This is a genomic window from Vibrio campbellii CAIM 519 = NBRC 15631 = ATCC 25920, assembly GCF_002163755.1.
GTDB classification, from domain to species: Bacteria; Pseudomonadota; Gammaproteobacteria; order Enterobacterales; family Vibrionaceae; genus Vibrio; species Vibrio campbellii.
Genome location: NZ_CP015864.1, coordinates 515,350 through 529,963 on the forward strand (window position 1 = coordinate 515,350; position 14,614 = coordinate 529,963).

Annotated in this window: 14 protein-coding genes, 6 tRNA genes and 2 pseudogenes; 16 read left to right on the plus strand and 6 right to left on the minus strand. The window is 45.0% G+C overall.

Translation table 11 applies throughout. The features are described from left to right. Window positions 1–102 precede the first annotated feature (102 nt). The 5 genes from A8140_RS18055 to A8140_RS18075 all read left to right on the plus strand — a co-directional run bounded on the left by A8140_RS18055 (window position 103) and on the right by A8140_RS18075 (window position 2,667). Window positions 103–189, plus strand: a tRNA-Leu gene (locus tag A8140_RS18055). Between the two features lie 97 nt (window positions 190–286). Beyond that, window positions 287–362, plus strand: a tRNA-Gly gene (locus A8140_RS18060). Window positions 363–367: 5 nt separating this feature from the next. After that, window positions 368–441 (plus strand) — tRNA-Cys (locus A8140_RS18065). A gap of 319 nt (window positions 442–760) precedes the next feature. Next, on the plus strand, window positions 761–2,284 hold the full coding sequence (amyS, locus tag A8140_RS18070) for an alpha-amylase (protein WP_033000179.1): 1,524 nt from the start codon (window positions 761–763) through the stop codon (window positions 2,282–2,284). 137 nt (window positions 2,285–2,421) lie between these two features. Next, complete coding sequence (locus A8140_RS18075) at window positions 2,422–2,667, plus strand: hypothetical protein (protein WP_005532120.1); 246 nt, start codon at window positions 2,422–2,424, stop codon at window positions 2,665–2,667. An 82-nt stretch (window positions 2,668–2,749) separates the two neighbouring features. Here A8140_RS18075 and A8140_RS18080 read toward each other — a convergent pair whose 3' ends face one another. Then, on the minus strand, window positions 2,750–3,538 hold the full coding sequence (locus A8140_RS18080; RefSeq protein ID WP_005532123.1) for a lipase family protein: 789 nt from the start codon (window positions 3,536–3,538) through the stop codon (window positions 2,750–2,752). 385 nt (window positions 3,539–3,923) lie between these two features. Here A8140_RS18080 and A8140_RS18085 point away from each other — a divergent pair. The 6 genes and pseudogenes from A8140_RS18085 to A8140_RS18110 all read left to right on the plus strand — a co-directional run. Further along, a tRNA-Leu gene (locus tag A8140_RS18085) sits at window positions 3,924–4,010 on the plus strand. Between the two features lie 138 nt (window positions 4,011–4,148). Further along, window positions 4,149–4,222, plus strand: a tRNA-Cys gene (locus tag A8140_RS18090). 180 nt (window positions 4,223–4,402) lie between these two features. After that, a tRNA-Cys gene (locus tag A8140_RS18095) sits at window positions 4,403–4,476 on the plus strand. Window positions 4,477–4,648: 172 nt separating this feature from the next. Next, a pseudogene (locus A8140_RS18100) lies at window positions 4,649–5,091 on the plus strand (hypothetical protein). 6 nt (window positions 5,092–5,097) lie between these two features. Then, on the plus strand, window positions 5,098–5,346 hold the full coding sequence (locus A8140_RS25690) for a hypothetical protein (RefSeq protein WP_086015955.1): 249 nt from the start codon (window positions 5,098–5,100) through the stop codon (window positions 5,344–5,346). A gap of 100 nt (window positions 5,347–5,446) precedes the next feature. Beyond that, window positions 5,447–5,614 (plus strand): annotated as a pseudogene (locus tag A8140_RS18110) (uroporphyrinogen-III C-methyltransferase); the annotation flags it as partial. 21 nt (window positions 5,615–5,635) lie between these two features. Here the strand turns inward: A8140_RS18110 and A8140_RS18115 are convergent. Then, window positions 5,636–6,076: a DUF4174 domain-containing protein gene (locus tag A8140_RS18115; RefSeq protein WP_005532132.1), complete on the minus strand. Its 441-nt coding sequence runs from the start codon at window positions 6,074–6,076 to the stop codon at window positions 5,636–5,638. A gap of 120 nt (window positions 6,077–6,196) precedes the next feature. On the opposite strand from A8140_RS18115, the gene A8140_RS18120 reads away from it, so the two are divergent. Beyond that, window positions 6,197–6,685, plus strand: coding sequence for a LabA-like NYN domain-containing protein (locus A8140_RS18120; protein ID WP_005532134.1), 489 nt, complete (start codon window positions 6,197–6,199; stop codon window positions 6,683–6,685). A gap of 102 nt (window positions 6,686–6,787) precedes the next feature. On the opposite strand, the gene A8140_RS18125 is transcribed toward A8140_RS18120, so the two are convergent. Continuing rightward, the gene (locus A8140_RS18125; RefSeq protein ID WP_005532136.1) at window positions 6,788–8,119 is read right to left on the minus strand and encodes an anaerobic C4-dicarboxylate transporter; all 1,332 of its coding nucleotides are present in this window, start codon (window positions 8,117–8,119) and stop codon (window positions 6,788–6,790) included. A 465-nt stretch (window positions 8,120–8,584) separates the two neighbouring features. Between A8140_RS18125 and A8140_RS18130 the strand changes: the two genes are divergently transcribed. Then, window positions 8,585–10,201: a methyl-accepting chemotaxis protein gene (locus tag A8140_RS18130; protein WP_005532139.1), complete on the plus strand. Its 1,617-nt coding sequence runs from the start codon at window positions 8,585–8,587 to the stop codon at window positions 10,199–10,201. 58 nt (window positions 10,202–10,259) lie between these two features. On the opposite strand, the gene A8140_RS18135 is transcribed toward A8140_RS18130, so the two are convergent. Next, entirely contained in the window at window positions 10,260–10,448 is a 189-nt protein-coding gene (locus A8140_RS18135; protein ID WP_005427046.1) for a DUF2986 domain-containing protein, read from the minus strand. Between the two features lie 72 nt (window positions 10,449–10,520). Here A8140_RS18135 and A8140_RS18140 point away from each other — a divergent pair, with 72 nt between their 5' ends. Further along, entirely contained in the window at window positions 10,521–11,030 is a 510-nt protein-coding gene (locus tag A8140_RS18140; RefSeq protein WP_005532142.1) for a GNAT family N-acetyltransferase, read from the plus strand. 57 nt (window positions 11,031–11,087) lie between these two features. Further along, entirely contained in the window at window positions 11,088–11,474 is a 387-nt protein-coding gene (locus tag A8140_RS18145; RefSeq protein ID WP_005532146.1) for a nitrous oxide-stimulated promoter family protein, read from the plus strand. Between the two features lie 40 nt (window positions 11,475–11,514). On the opposite strand, the gene A8140_RS18150 is transcribed toward A8140_RS18145, so the two are convergent. Both A8140_RS18150 and trxC read right to left on the minus strand, forming a co-directional pair. Then, on the minus strand, window positions 11,515–12,675 hold the full coding sequence (locus A8140_RS18150; protein WP_005532149.1) for an MFS transporter: 1,161 nt from the start codon (window positions 12,673–12,675) through the stop codon (window positions 11,515–11,517). 176 nt (window positions 12,676–12,851) lie between these two features. Further along, a complete protein-coding gene (trxC, locus tag A8140_RS18155; RefSeq protein ID WP_005532152.1) occupies window positions 12,852–13,286 on the minus strand; it encodes a thioredoxin TrxC in 435 nt (144 codons plus the stop codon). A gap of 165 nt (window positions 13,287–13,451) precedes the next feature. Here trxC and A8140_RS18160 point away from each other — a divergent pair, with 165 nt between their 5' ends. Further along, window positions 13,452–14,549 carry a ketoacyl-ACP synthase III gene (locus A8140_RS18160; protein ID WP_005532156.1) on the plus strand — a complete coding sequence of 366 codons (1,098 nt, stop codon included), beginning with the start codon at window positions 13,452–13,454 and terminating at the stop codon, window positions 14,547–14,549. The last annotated feature ends 65 nt before the right edge of the window (window positions 14,550–14,614 follow it).

Here is a 14,614-nt window from a genome sequence, read left to right on the forward strand (position 1 = left end):
ATAAATTTTTGTTGACCTAAAATCTTAATCCGTTAAAGTACACCTCGTTCTCACGGCGAAGGTCGTTAGAACAGATGGTGTTACCATCGCATTTATTGCGTTGCCCTGGTGGTGGAATTGGTAGACACAAGGGATTTAAAATCCCTCGACGTTCGCGTTGTGCCGGTTCAAGTCCGGCCCGGGGCACCATCCGAAAATTGAGTGGGTGAATTTAATATCCCGCCGCCGAGTTGACCGGCCGAGTGTCGGACCATCAATTCCGGCTCGGGGCATCATCTCAAAATATGCGACACTAGCTCAGTTGGTAGAGCGCAACCTTGCCAAGGTTGAGGTCACGAGTTCGAACCTCGTGTGTCGCTCCAGTTGAGGCGCCTTGGCAGAGTGGCTATGCAGCGGATTGCAAATCCGTGGACCTCGGTTCGACTCCGGGAGGCGCCTCCATTATTTTCGAAAGCTCGTCATCATGACGGGCTTTCTTCGTTTTAGCGCAACAGAATTGACGCGCCTTACTTCCTCTTTCTGCTGTTTACTTATTATCTCCTCCCTGATTATTTGATCGTGTTTCAATAATTTCGTTCAATTAGTTATTGGTTTTATAAATGTTACACAACTCAATAATTGTAGAGGGTGATTGGTGATAATTTCTCCACGATTGTAGTCCGAACTTTTTGTTGTACAACAGACGGTTAGTTGGATCTTTTCTTCCTGTCATGTTGGTTCTCTAAGCTCGAACTTCCTTCTAAAACGTGAGAGAAAAATAATGAAAACATTCAACCTTACACCCACACTTTTACCTTTAACTTTGCTGCTCAGTTCGCCGGTAATGGCGGCTCAAAATGGAACCATGATGCAGTATTTCCATTGGTATGTGCCAAATGATGGTGCACTCTGGACACAAGTTGAAAACAACGCGCCAGCACTGTCTGACAACGGCTTTACCGCATTATGGCTACCGCCTGCCTATAAAGGTGCTGGTGGCAGCAACGACGTAGGATATGGCGTTTACGATATGTATGACTTGGGGGAGTTTGATCAAAAAGGATCGGTGCGAACCAAATACGGTACGAAAGACCAATACCTCGATGCCATCAAAGCGGCACACGCAAACAACATTCAAATTTATGGTGATGTGGTGTTTAACCACCGTGGCGGTGCGGATGGTAAATCGTGGGTCGACACCAAGCGAGTCGATTGGAACAATCGGAACATTGAACTCGGCGACAAATGGATTGAAGCTTGGGTTGAATTTAGCTTTCCGGGGCGTAACGACAAATACTCAGATTTCCATTGGACGTGGTATCACTTTGACGGCGTTGACTGGGATGACGCAGGTAAAGAAAAAGCGATCTTCAAATTCAAAGGCGATGGCAAAGCATGGGATTGGGAAGTCAGTTCTGAAAAAGGCAACTACGACTACCTCATGTACGCAGATTTAGACATGGACCACCCAGAGGTTAAGCAAGAGCTGAAAGATTGGGGTGAGTGGTACTTAAACATGACGGGTGTGGATGGCTTCCGGATGGACGCGGTGAAACACATCAAATACCAGTACCTACAAGAGTGGGTCGATTACTTGCGACAGAAAACGGGCAAAGAGTTGTTTACTGTCGGTGAGTACTGGAACTACGACGTTAACAATCTGCACAACTTTATCACCAAGACGTCTGGCAGTATGTCGTTGTTTGATGCACCGTTACACATGAACTTCTATAACGCTTCACGCTCAGGTGGTAACTTCGACATGCGTCGTATCATGGATGGTACCTTGATGAAGGACAACCCAGTGAAAGCAGTGACTCTGGTTGAGAACCACGATACGCAGCCTCTTCAAGCGCTAGAATCTCCAGTCGATTGGTGGTTTAAGCCTCTCGCGTACGCGTTTATCTTGTTACGTGAAGAGGGCTATCCGTCAGTCTTTTATGCTGATTACTACGGCGCGCAATACAGTGATAAAGGGCACGACATCAACATGGTGAAAGTGCCGTATATTGAGAAATTGGTGAAAGCCCGTAAAGATTATGCTTATGGCAAGCAGCACTCTTACCTTGATCATTGGGATGTGATTGGTTGGACGCGAGAAGGGGATGCAGAACACCCGAACTCAATGGCGGTTATCATGAGTGATGGCCCTGGCGGTACAAAATGGATGTACACAGGCTCACCAAGTACGCGTTACGTCGATAAGTTAGGTATTCGGACTGAAGAAGTTTGGACGAATGCTAATGGATGGGCACAGTTCCCAGTGAACGGCGGTTCGGTTTCTGTTTGGGTCGGCGTTAAATAAACAGGCTCACAGAATTATAGGTGTGACTAATTTCGAAAATAGTGCAAATTTAATCAATGTCTTGTTTGATATTCATAAAACATATGCGTAACTTTATAGCTAAGTATTATCAACAGGCAGATTAAGGAAAGGAATCTATGCAGGAAGTTGCAACTATTGCGATTATATTCGGTGCAATATTTGGTGGTGGTATCGTTAAGCTGATTCTTAATCATCGTAAGGAAGTAAGAGCGTTAGAGATTTCTGAACGCAACCAGATGAGTCAAGAAGAGCGAGATGGTCTGAACAAGCAAGTAGAAGACCTAAAACAACGTGTTGAAGTATTAGAGCGCATCGTTACTGACAACAGATACCAACTTGATAAAGAAATTGCGTCTTTGTAATTCCGAACCAAGAGGAAAGAGCCAGTTTAATACTGGCTCTTTTTGTATCTGCTTCTTTTTCCAAACTAAGTGAAGCAATTGACTACCGCTCGTCAAAGAAGTCTTTGTTTCGAATGTACTTACTCATCAAGTGATAAGAAAAAGGGCGGATCATCCAACTCACCAAAGAACGTCCAAGCCGCATTAATGTTGGCGTATTCTCATAAATTCTTCCGTTATAAAGCCAAAGCATTTTACCCACATGCCAGTAGAGAAAAGGTACCGGAGGCATAAAGGTCACAATGTCGATATCACAACAAATACGATAGGTTTTGTGTCCTAACTGGTATCTCTTTTTGAATGTCCAATCACCAATTGCTGGCTGACCAAACGTTACGACTCGCTTGATGCTTTTGGGGTACTTTCGTTCGATATAGTCGGCAAACACGCTGCCAATTGCGCCGCCCGATGAATGCCCAGTAATTGTGATTCGTTTGCCTTGTAGAATCAGTGGTACGACGGTGGCTTCTAGTCGCTCAATCACGCTCAAACCAAGACGATCTTCATTTCGAGAAGGTTGGCTTTCTTGAAATAGCAAATGGTAGAAACCTGCATGGATGCGATAGTTAAGCCCAAGGCGCTTGCAGCTACGAGTCCACATGGCAAAGTTCAAAAGCCAATCGCTAATGCTGTGCGACCCCTTAATGACAACAACGACTTCTGTGCGCTTTTTACTCCATAAAACACGGATCATAGTTTTGCCAAACTCGTTTTTAATGATCCGCTGTCCATTAGGATCAAACCCATAGCGGGTCTGTTTAAAGACTCTGGGGTAGGCAAGGTTGCAGAGTACGGCGTAGCGTTCGTATTGGTATCGTTTTAGAGGCTTCACGTTGTCGTTCTGTTTTTTAATCAACATAAACTCTAGACGTGAAATATGAAAAATAAATGACGAAGAGAAATGGACACAAGATCGCGAAGCATTTTTATCAAGAGTCAATGAAAGCAGATTATTGCGCCAGTATTCATTCAATGTATGAGGATTTTGAAGTGTTTTTGTTTGTGTAGGCACCACAGTGAATAGTAGGTAAGCCATTTGGTATGTATATCAATTGCGCAAAATGATCGCAGATTGTGCATGCAAGTCTGCTTTTTAACCGCATGAATAAAAATATAAAATTTGTTGTTGACCTAGAATCTTAATCCGTTAAAGTACGCCTCGTTCTCACGGCGAAGGTCGTTAGAGCAGGTGGTGTTACCATCGCATTGATTGCGTTGCCCTGGTGGTGGAATTGGTAGACACAAGGGATTTAAAATCCCTCGACGTTCGCGTTGTGCCGGTTCAAGTCCGGCCCGGGGCACCATCCGCTAATTGAGTGCGTGGATATGATATCCCGTCGTCGAGTTGACCGGCCGAGTGTCGGACCATCAATTCCGGCCGGGTCACCATCTACTTATAGAAGTAAGAGCAACTTACTTCATCGAGAACAATAATTCGGTAAGGCGCCTTGGCAGAGTGGCTATGCAGCGGATTGCAAATCCGTGGACCTCGGTTCGACTCCGGGAGGCGCCTCCATTCGATAGAGTGAGTACCATCGCATCTCATTATCGAATGTGCGATTAGGATAGTGTGATTATTTAAATGATTTGAAGCTGATTTAGCTTCTAGCAAGTTTAAATAGAATTTTTCACAATGACCATCGGAAGGGTAAGCCCTAACAAAAACCTCAATGTTTCATCTTAGAAACAACAAAATGGCGCCTTGGCAGAGTGGCTATGCAGCGGATTGCAAATCCGTGGACCTCGGTTCGATTCCGGGAGGCGCCTCCATTATCTTTCTTTTCCCCCGTAAATTGAATCCGAAGCCTTAGTTCAGACCTTTGACCATTGGAAATTCCCAACAAAACTCACTTCTTAGAACCCACAAAATCGTTACGCTTGATTACTATTTACGTGAGTAATTTCGAAAGAACCCTCATTACTCACTGCTTTCGCAGCCTCAATGGCGAGTTACCCAGAAGGGTGGCAAGATTGGCCAGTGGTTAAAGAGTCACAAAACCTACCTGCAGACACTGTTCTGCCACCTGAAACCTAATTGTTTATTCAAGAATCCGTTCGATCGTATAGCTGGATCAATAATGGTCAAGGATCACCACTCACGATCCGCGTAAACCCTCAGAAAATCGAACAATACAAAACTCACGGCCCATATACTGACGGTCCAACGGCTGTGGCTATTTCAGAAGTTGACGGGATCGTTTGGGTGACCGAGCATATCGGTGGCATGGCCATCTATGGTAGTTATGATCGTCAAGGCAAAGATATTAGCCATACTCATCCTTAGAGCCCTCATTTTGTCAGAGCTGCCACACGACATATCAGGACATTTATATCAATGGTACATGTGCTGAGCCCGTTCTAGGTGTTTATAAAGACAAACAGTAGTTGATTGTGAGTAATCGAGTCTTCGGCTGGTTGACGATTAACCAGGTGCTGTTTTTTTCGCCTCTAGTGTTGGTTCTTTCCATTATCTTAGGTTTATCGTTTACGCGTTTCCAAAGTGAATGGGACATGCGTATTGAGCATGCCGCAACCATAGCGAAAACCCATTTATCTTCTCAAGTAACGTTTTTGTCTGGCTCGATAGCTGGTCGCAACTACGCCAACCTGATGATGCCATCGACGAAAGAAAGCTTCTGAGCGATCGATGATCTTCTGTTTATTGAGATATCGGGTGTTTCAGATTACAAAACTCAAAATGTAGCAGTGCGCTATCTGTTTAAATCGAACCAAGTGTGGCGAATTAATGTCAACGATCATTGAGAATGGAACGCGCCCAGAACAACGAGTGCTCCAAGGTAAGTTGAACGAACTTTCTAGCGAGACAGAGCAAGCAGTGAGTCATGCACTGATTGTGGTGGGAAGTGTGACACAGCTGCGCAACAAACTGGATTGGTTTGGACGATAACAACGGACTTTTTGTTTAATACTAAATCGCGCAAGGATTGCGTTTCTGTTGCATCTCTCTTTTCCGCATTGGCATTTCATCGATAAGGTTGTTGATGAATTGCCAATCGGTCTTCGCTCCCCAGCGGTGTTTCTCTTCGCCATCTTTACCCAAAAGAATCGCAGTGTGTTGACCTGCTTTGACTTCGTAGAGAGCAGCCAACATTTTTAAGTCGAACTCCTCTTTTAGCCATGAAGGTTCAGTAAAACCGTCCTCAGCAATCACTAAAGTGATCACGTCGCGATCTTCCAATTCACATTCATTCATGAGGGCCTCAAGCAAAAACTGTTTAACGTGGTCGTCATTAGCAGGCGCAAAATACAACACGCTACGATGCGGCCAGTATTGGGCATGCGCTGGATAGCCAAATACCTGGCTCGATATGAGGCATGAAAGCAACAGGGCAATGGTTGTATTACTCATGGCTTCACTCCTAGTAACGCGAATACCAAGTTATACGGTAAGTTTAGTGGAATTAGCTCATTGTGCTTTGGTGCAAAGTGGCATAGGGTATGCGACAAACAAATAAAGCGTATTAAATAGATGAATTCTGAAAGCAAACAAAAGATCGCAATCTTGGTCGATGTACAAAACGTGTACTACACCTGTCGTGAAGCGTACCGCAGTAATTTTGATTACAACCAGTTTTGGTATGTTGCGACACAAGGGAAAGAAGTGGTGAGTGCACGAGCTTATGCAATTGCGAGTAATGACCCAAAACAGCGTCAGTTCCACCATATTTTGCGTGGTGTTGGCTTTGAGGTGATGCTTAAACCTTATATTCAACGTCGTGACGGCAGTGCTAAAGGTGACTGGGATGTGGGTATCACGCTAGATGCGATTGAAATTGCCCCTGAAGTGGATGAAGTGATTTTGGTGTCTGGCGACGGTGATTTCAGTCTGTTGGTGGAACGCATTCAGCAACGCTTCAACAAGAAAGTCACTGTGTATGGGGTACCAAAGTTAACTTCCCAAACCTTGATTGATTGCGCGGACCATTTTGTTGCTGTCGATGAAGACTTTCTTCTTTAATCTCTCCTCACGGTATAGCTTCGAGAAAGAAGAAAGGGCGAGTCACTTCAGGCTGTACGCAAACGTACAATGACTCGCCCCATATGCTGTCAAATGAATAGGTTATGACGGAATGATCATTTGCCCTAACAAGTAACCCAAACAACACGCACCAATCACGCCGATTAAACCCACAGACATGAATGAGTGGTTGAAGTACCACTTGCCAATCTTAGTAGTACCTGAGGTATCGAAGTTCACAGTCGCGATATCTGAAGGGTAGTTTGGAATAAAGAAGTAGCCGTAAACCGCTGGCATCAAGCCGATAAGCAGTGCAGGCTCCAAACCTAGACCTAAACCGACTGGTAACATCATACGAGCTGTCGCTGCTTGAGAGTTCACCACAACAGACACAATGAATAGTGCTAGTGCGAATGTCCAAGGGTAGTTGGTTACCATCTCTACGATACCTGACTTAAACTGAGGCATTGCGTATTGGAAGTAGGTATCTGACATCCATGCAATACCGAAGATCGCAATCGCTGCAACCATACCTGATTTGAACACCACGCCATTTGGTACGTCGCGAGGATCGGTCTTAGTCGCTAGCAAAATGATACCGCCGAAGCAGAGCATCATCATTTGAATCACAACTGCCATACTGATTGGCTTGGAGCCTTCAGCGATGGTACGGACTTCTGGCCACATCGCGATAACGACAATCACAAGAATCGATAGGATGAACAGCAGAACAGAGTTACGAGCACTAGACGGCAGTACTTCATCCAAAGAGGTTGTCGTTGTGTTTAAGATCTTGTCGCGCCAAACCGGATCTTCCAGACGCTCTTGATACTCTTCGTCGTCTTCAAGCTCTTTGCCGCGTTTCAAGCTGTAAAGAGACATCAGTAATGTACCGAACAAGGTCGCAGGAACTGTGACAAGAAGAATCGAGAGCAGGGTAATTTCGTGTTGAATGTTTGAAAGCTGCGCTAGGTAGTAAATCACTGCCGCCGAAATCGGGGATGCTGTGATGGCGATTTGAGAGGCAACCGATGCTGCAGCCATTGGGCGCTCGGGACGAATGCCGTTTTTCAGCGCAACGTCGCCAATGATTGGCATGATAGAGTAAACCGCGTGACCAGTACCAAGTAGGAAAGTCATAAAGTAAGTTACGAACGGTGCAATAAGAGTGACGCGCTTGGGGTTCTTACGCAGTGCGCGTTCTGCCACCTGCAACATGTATTTTAAGCCACCTGCGGCTTCAAGAATGGAGGCACAAGTGACCACCGCGAGGATGATCAGCATTACGGTCACTGGCGGAGACGTTGGAGGCATCTTGAAGATGAAAACCTCAATCACCAGACCAATACCAGAAACGACACCAAGACCAATGCCGCCATACCGTGAGCCGATATACAGCATCACGAGCAAAAATAGGAACTCAAGATACAACATGTTTAATTTCCTTTTTAGAAACAGGGACTTCTATTGTTTCGGTATTGAAGGAAAAAATACTTAGCCTTGTTCACATTCCATTTTATAAGAAACAGCAATGTCCAATAATTGGGAATAACTCACGCTACGAAGCACAAGTGTTACGCGGCGTTTGTCGCAGTGTTGATCGAATGTTTTTATCCGCGGGTGGTTAAGTTAATTGCGTCCAAAATGGTGCAATAATCGACGTTAACAGGTTGTAATTTAAGCAATGAGCAACAGGTGAATAAAAACGTAATAAGTGATGGGCTTAGCTATATTGGCTGCTTTCATAATAACCGCAACGCATAATAATGTGAGCACGTAAGCAGGTAAGATACTTCGCGATAACAAATATTAGAAAAATTGATATGCATCAGGATAAGTATCTGGTTGTTTTGTAGATTTTGCTTTCCAGTTGGAAAACACAATAAAAATGGCTTAATTATGAAACTTAGTAACCTGTCCGTTAGAAACAAGCTGCTTGCGCTTGTTATTTTCTCTGCATTCCTTCTGATTGCGGCTTGCGTATACAACTTAAATGAACAACGTAAAAACTCGTTAAGCGAACGAGAGAGCAAACTCAGTGCACAAGTTGAAGTTGCCATTAGCTTGATTGACCATTACTACCAGCAGCGAAGTGAGTTGGGGGTTGAGGATGCAAAACAACAAGCGCTGAATGCGATCCAAACATTGCGCTATGACAGCAACAACTACTTCTGGGTACTGACGCCTGAACTCAAAGTCTTGCTTCATCCGACTAAACCTGACCTCAACGGTGCAGATGCGAGCAACTTTAAAGATGGTGCAGGTAAGTTCCACTGGCGTGAAATGGCTCAGATAGCCAAAACCACGCGCTCAGGCTTTTTGGATTACCACTGGAAAAGCCCAGAAGGGAAATTAAAAGATAAGGTCTCCTACGTACAAATCTACCCTGAGTGGCAATGGATCGTTGGTTCAGGCATCCTTGTTGCCGATATTAAAGAAGCCTTTTATAAAGAAGCGATCAAAGAGGTAATCATCGCTACGGTATTAATTGGTGCGCTAGCGGCTCTTGGTTACATCATTTCAAGTAACATCATCGATCCTCTTCAAAGACTGATTAGCAACACCCACAAAATTGCCGATGGTGATCTCACTGTGCGCCTAAATGCATCTCGTAAAGATGAGCTGGGTGAGATGAGTAACGAGATTGACCGTATGCTAGAAAAGCTACAAGGGACTTTACTAGCGGCCCACGAATCTGCGCAGCAGTCTGCCAATATGGCACAAAGCATTGCACAAGCAAGTGAAGAGGCTGCGACCAGTGTAAACAGTCAGCATGCACAATTAGAGCAACTTTCAACAGCCATGACGGAAATGAGTACCACCATTTCAGATGTTGCCAACAATGCAGAGAATACTGCGCACAGCACGGCACTTGTAACCAATCATGCTGAGCAAAGCGGGAAAGAGATGCAGCAAACTTCACAAACCATTGCTGAGGTTTCTCAAGACATTGCCGCTGCGGACCAGATGGTCGCAGAACTTCAAGCGGGTGTGAATGAAATCCGAGCGGTTGTGAGTGTGATTCGAGAAGTTTCTGAGCAAACAAACTTGCTTGCTTTAAATGCAGCGATTGAAGCAGCACGTGCAGGTGAGCAGGGCCGTGGATTTGCCGTTGTTGCCGATGAGGTACGAAACCTTGCGAGTCGCACACAACAATCGACCGACGAAGTTCAACAGACCATCGATTCATTGATTGATCGTACAGAGCGTACAGTTAAAGCGATGGAGCGCAGCAATGCAAAAGTGGAGCTGAGTGTCGGCATTTCAGAATCTACACAAACGCAATTAGAAACCATGGTTGAGGAGTTGATACGTTCGAATGATATGGTGGCTCAGATTGCCGCAGCGTCAGAGCAGCAAGGCTTAGTGGCGAACGAGATGACACAAAATGTCACGACCATTCACCTAGCAGCAAATGAAGTGAAAGAAGCGTCGCAAATGCTTGCAGAGGAAAGCCAGCACTTAGCGGCAACCTCTGAGATTCTTCATGATCAACTGAGATACTTTAAAGTCTAATTTTTAAGTGCGAAGACAAGTACAAGTAAAAGAAAAGCCGCGTTATGCGGCTTTTCTTTTATGCTTCATCTGTTGCTTGAGTCTCTTCAGCTACTTGTGAAGTTTGCTCGTTTGCTTGCTCTTCGGCTTCCATCTTCGCGCGTTCTGCTTTTGAGATGTAGCGAGGCTTGTTGCTCTTATGAAGCTTTGCATTTTGTTTTTTCAACTTCGCTTTCAAGATCGAGTTGATTTTCTTCTTGCGGTTCATGGTGTTGGTCCTTTAATTTAGCGAAGCAGGATAGTGATTTTTCCGTCAAGTTACAACCCTAATGGATTTCCTATGAAAACACTTATTACTGAGCGCCTCACACTGCGTCTTGTCAGTGTAGAAGATGCGCCGTTTATTTTAGAACTCTATAACCAACCGGATTTTTATCGCTTCGTTGGTGACAAGCAAATTCGAACCCTAGAAGAAGCTGAGCGTTATATCGATGACAACATGCTACGCATGCAAGAGCTCAAAGGAGTCAGCTTGCTGGTGGTAGAAACCAAGCACGAAAGAGAACCCATCGGTATTTGTGGTTTGGTCAAGCGTGACACATTAACTGCGTTTGATATTGTCTACGGTTACTTAACGAGTGCTTATGGTAAAGGCTACGCTGCAGAAGCCGCTCGTGTCGTTGTGGGTTTTGCTCGTGATGAAATGAAAATAGAAAACTTAGTCGCCATCACCAGTAATGACAATATTCGTAGTATAAGTTTACTAGAAAAATTGGGGTTTCAGTTTGAACGCGTCGAGCAGACTTACGATAATGGCCGGACTCTGCAACTCTACACCATGAAGTTGTAACCAGATAAGCTTCGATTAAGATGCAGCAATCAACGGCGCGTTAGCTAGAGGAAAAGAATGGGCGACATTTTATTGGGCAAACTCGCCACAGAATTAAAAACCGTTAAGGCGATGGTGGAGGTCTATTGTAAAGATCACTATGGCACAAGAGGTGAGTTATGCTCAGAATGTCGCGAATTGTTAGAGTATGCGGAAGTACGGCTTGATCGTTGCCCTTACGGAGAAGACAAGCCGACTTGCAACAAATGTCCGATTCACTGTTACAAGCCAGAGCCTAAAGAGCAAATGCGTTTAGTAATGCGTTACTCGGGGCCGAGAATGCTGCTTAAGCACCCAATTCTAGCAATACGGCATTTAGTGCACGAGAAACGTGATGATCCGAAAAAGCCCGTAGCTAATGCTTCGAATCGCCATAAGCGGATGGAAAATAAAAAACGAGGGTGATAGTCCCTCGTTTTTGTATTTATATTTTGTTTTGTCGATATTACAGCCCAGCAGCCATTTGGTGTTTTGACTTAGTTGCTGCGATGAGCATGTAGATACAAGTCGCAAGCAGAGCGGCGAACAAGTAACCCAACAGTCCGTGCATTTGACCCATGAATTTATCAGCAACCACTGGGCCAGCCACTGAACCCACGCTGTAACTGAACAACATAACTTGCGCTGCGGACACGATGAAACGCTCTTCTAATCCTTCACAACCCAGATTAATTGCGATTGGGTATAGTGCAAATGTCGCCATGCCCAATAGGAACAGTGCCGCTGCGAGTACTACCGCTGATGAAGATACAAAAGTCAGGCCGATAGAAAAAATACCAAGGATACAGAAAAACGCCATCAATACAGTACGAGCCATGTATTTGTTTAACGTGGTAACCATAGGTTGAACCAGCATACCGCCAAGGATCACAAGCGCCATCAACGTCCCAATGTCTTGATGGCTAATCTTACGGTTTGCAAGCTCTACTGGCATCAGGCCGTAGATTGCACCCAAAGTTAAACCCGAAACAATACAACCAATGATGGCTGCGTGGCTTAGCTTAGAAATTTGCTTAAACGATAGTGCTGTTGATTCATGGCTGTTTGGCTGTTCGCAATCAATAAAAAGCAAAACCAGAATTGCCATTAGGATCAGAGTGGTGATCGCAACAAAAGGAACGCCGCCGCTTACACCTAGGATACCAATACCAAACTGACCAAGAGCAGAGCCACCGTATAGAGATAGCATGTAAAGGCTTAAGCGTTTTGCGCGCGAAGACTCATCGCCGGACATCAACCATGATTCCACAATCACAAATACGCCAGCAACCGCCATACCTGCGATGAAACGTGCAGCCAGCCATACCATGCCATTTGGAATTAGTGGAAGGGCAACGATCGTCAGTGAGAAGGTCGCCAAACAGCCGACAAACGCTTTGCGGTGTCCAACACGACGAACAATACGCTCAAAGAAAATAGCACCAACTAATAGGCCGCCATAAAACACACTCGCCAACCAACTCGCGTAATCAGCAGAGATGTTGTATTCACCAAGCATAAGAGGGATCAAGCTCATCAAATAGCCTGATGCCACCGCATAAAGAGACAGTGCTACGACAGGAACTGTGACTCGTGGTGATACTGAAGGAATGGCTGTGTTTTCCAATGTTTTGCGCCTATAAGTTAAGTGAAAATCAGGGTTTATTCGGCGCGAATATGAGGCTAATTAATAGGCAAGTAAAATGATATATTTGTGTCGTTTCGACAAAAGAAATTTATCGAAATTCTATGAAGAAAAGCTGAATAAAAACGCCAGCCTAAGAATAAGGCTGGCGAAGAGATTTATTTGCTAAGTGCTTGATTTAACCACTGATCAAATTGAGTTTTTGGTAGGGCGCCGTTGATCATGTCGACGCGTTGGCCGTTCTTAAAAACCATAATGGTTGGGATACTACGAATACCATATTGCGCAGCCAACTGTTGTTGCGCTTCGGTATCAATCTTGACAAAACGTGCGTTTCCGGTCTTTTCTTGCGCGACATCCTCAAAAACAGGAGCAAAACCAACACAAGGGTTACACCACGGTGCCCAAAAATCGACCACAACCGGCGTGTTGCTCTCTAGCAGCGCCGAAAAGTTATCGATAGTGCCTTCTACCGGTGAACCATCAAATAGAGCGTTCTTGCATTTACCACAACTAGCAGCTTCTGCAACTCGCTCATTAGGGACACGATTTAAACCGCCACAAGACGGACAACGAGTTTTAAACGATGACATGACTTCTTCCTTTATGACAACTTCATGAAAACATGACTTACCAGTCAGCCTCATAATTTGTATACTTATTTTTTAGCCTGCCGAAATATAAGACGGCGAGTCTGTATTTGGACCCGAACAGGTTCTAAGAAATTTCATTAAAATACAACAATAAATAGGTCTGCGATGACAAATTACTACGCTGAAATTACCGGTTGGGGAAAATGTCTTCCACCAGCTACGCTCTCTAACGATGACCTTAGCACTTTCCTTGAAACTTCAGATGAATGGATTCGCACCCGCACTGGTATCGAAAACCGTCGTATTAGCCACGTAAACACGTCGGATATGGCAACGGTCGCTGCGCAACATGCGATGGCCCGTGCAGGTGTAGAAGCGAGTGACATCGACCTAATCATTGTTGCGACTTGCTCTCCTGACTCACTTATCCCAAACATTGCGTCTAAAGTACAACAGAACCTTGGTATCCGTTCTGCTGCCGCATTCGATTTAAACGCAGCATGTACTGGCTTTGTGTATGGCCTAGAAACTGGCACACGTTTGATTCAATCAGGTAATTACCGTAACGCGATCATTATTGGTGCTGAGCGCCTGTCTTTCTACATTGACTGGGCAATGCGCGATACTGCTGTATTGTTCGGCGATGGTGCAGGGGCAGTTGTTCTGACTCGTACAGAACAAGAAACCGGTCTACTGCAATCGCAAATTGGTTGTGACGCGAAAGGTCGTGAAATTCTTTCCGTGCCTAAGTTTGGTACATGTATGGATCGCTTTGCTGAAGATAACGGTTACTGGGACTTCAACTTTGTCGGACAAGAGATCTTCAAACGCGCAGTTAAAGGCATGGGTCTGGCTGCGAAAACGGTTCTGAAAGCTTCTGAACTAACAACAGATCAAATCGACGTGGTAATCCCGCACCAAGCAAACATTCGTATTATCCAAACGCTGTGTGACCTTTCTGGTATTCCACAAGAAAAAGCGTTTGTGAACATCCAAAACTACGGCAACACATCAGCAGCGACAGTGCCAATCGCACTGTGTGAAGCGCTAGAACAAGGCCGTGTTAAGCCAGGCGACAACATGCTATTAGCAGCGTTCGGTGCTGGTCTAACATGGGGTGCAGCGGTACTGAAATGGGGTGACCGCGTAACGCCTATTGCTGAAAGTGACGCAGCGCTACCTGAAAGCGATAAGACAGCACTTGAGCTTTTAGAGCGAGCAATCAAGCTATGTAATGAACGCCCTCGTGGTGATGACGCATAAGCGCTTGTATTAGCATCACATAAAAAGGGAGCATATCGCTCCCTTTTTAGTTTCTAGTTCCAGAG

Excerpts from the sequence above, each read along its gene's own strand:
- A8140_RS18115 (WP_005532132.1), bottom strand. The coding sequence starts at position 6,076 with ATGAGTAATACAACCATTGCCCTGTTGCTTTCATGCCTCATATCGAGC.
- A8140_RS18135 (WP_005427046.1), bottom strand. The coding sequence starts at position 10,448 with ATGAACCGCAAGAAGAAAATCAACTCGATCTTGAAAGCGAAGTTGAAA.
- A8140_RS18120 (WP_005532134.1), top strand. The coding sequence starts at position 6,197 with ATGAATTCTGAAAGCAAACAAAAGATCGCAATCTTGGTCGATGTACAA.
- A8140_RS18160 (WP_005532156.1), top strand. The coding sequence starts at position 13,452 with ATGACAAATTACTACGCTGAAATTACCGGTTGGGGAAAATGTCTTCCA.
- A8140_RS18125 (WP_005532136.1), bottom strand. The coding sequence starts at position 8,119 with ATGTTGTATCTTGAGTTCCTATTTTTGCTCGTGATGCTGTATATCGGC.
- amyS (WP_033000179.1), top strand. The coding sequence starts at position 761 with ATGAAAACATTCAACCTTACACCCACACTTTTACCTTTAACTTTGCTG.
- A8140_RS18140 (WP_005532142.1), top strand. The coding sequence starts at position 10,521 with ATGAAAACACTTATTACTGAGCGCCTCACACTGCGTCTTGTCAGTGTA.
- A8140_RS18145 (WP_005532146.1), top strand. The coding sequence starts at position 11,088 with ATGGGCGACATTTTATTGGGCAAACTCGCCACAGAATTAAAAACCGTT.
- trxC (WP_005532152.1), bottom strand. The coding sequence starts at position 13,286 with ATGTCATCGTTTAAAACTCGTTGTCCGTCTTGTGGCGGTTTAAATCGT.
- A8140_RS18130 (WP_005532139.1), top strand. The coding sequence starts at position 8,585 with ATGAAACTTAGTAACCTGTCCGTTAGAAACAAGCTGCTTGCGCTTGTT.
- A8140_RS18075 (WP_005532120.1), top strand. The coding sequence starts at position 2,422 with ATGCAGGAAGTTGCAACTATTGCGATTATATTCGGTGCAATATTTGGT.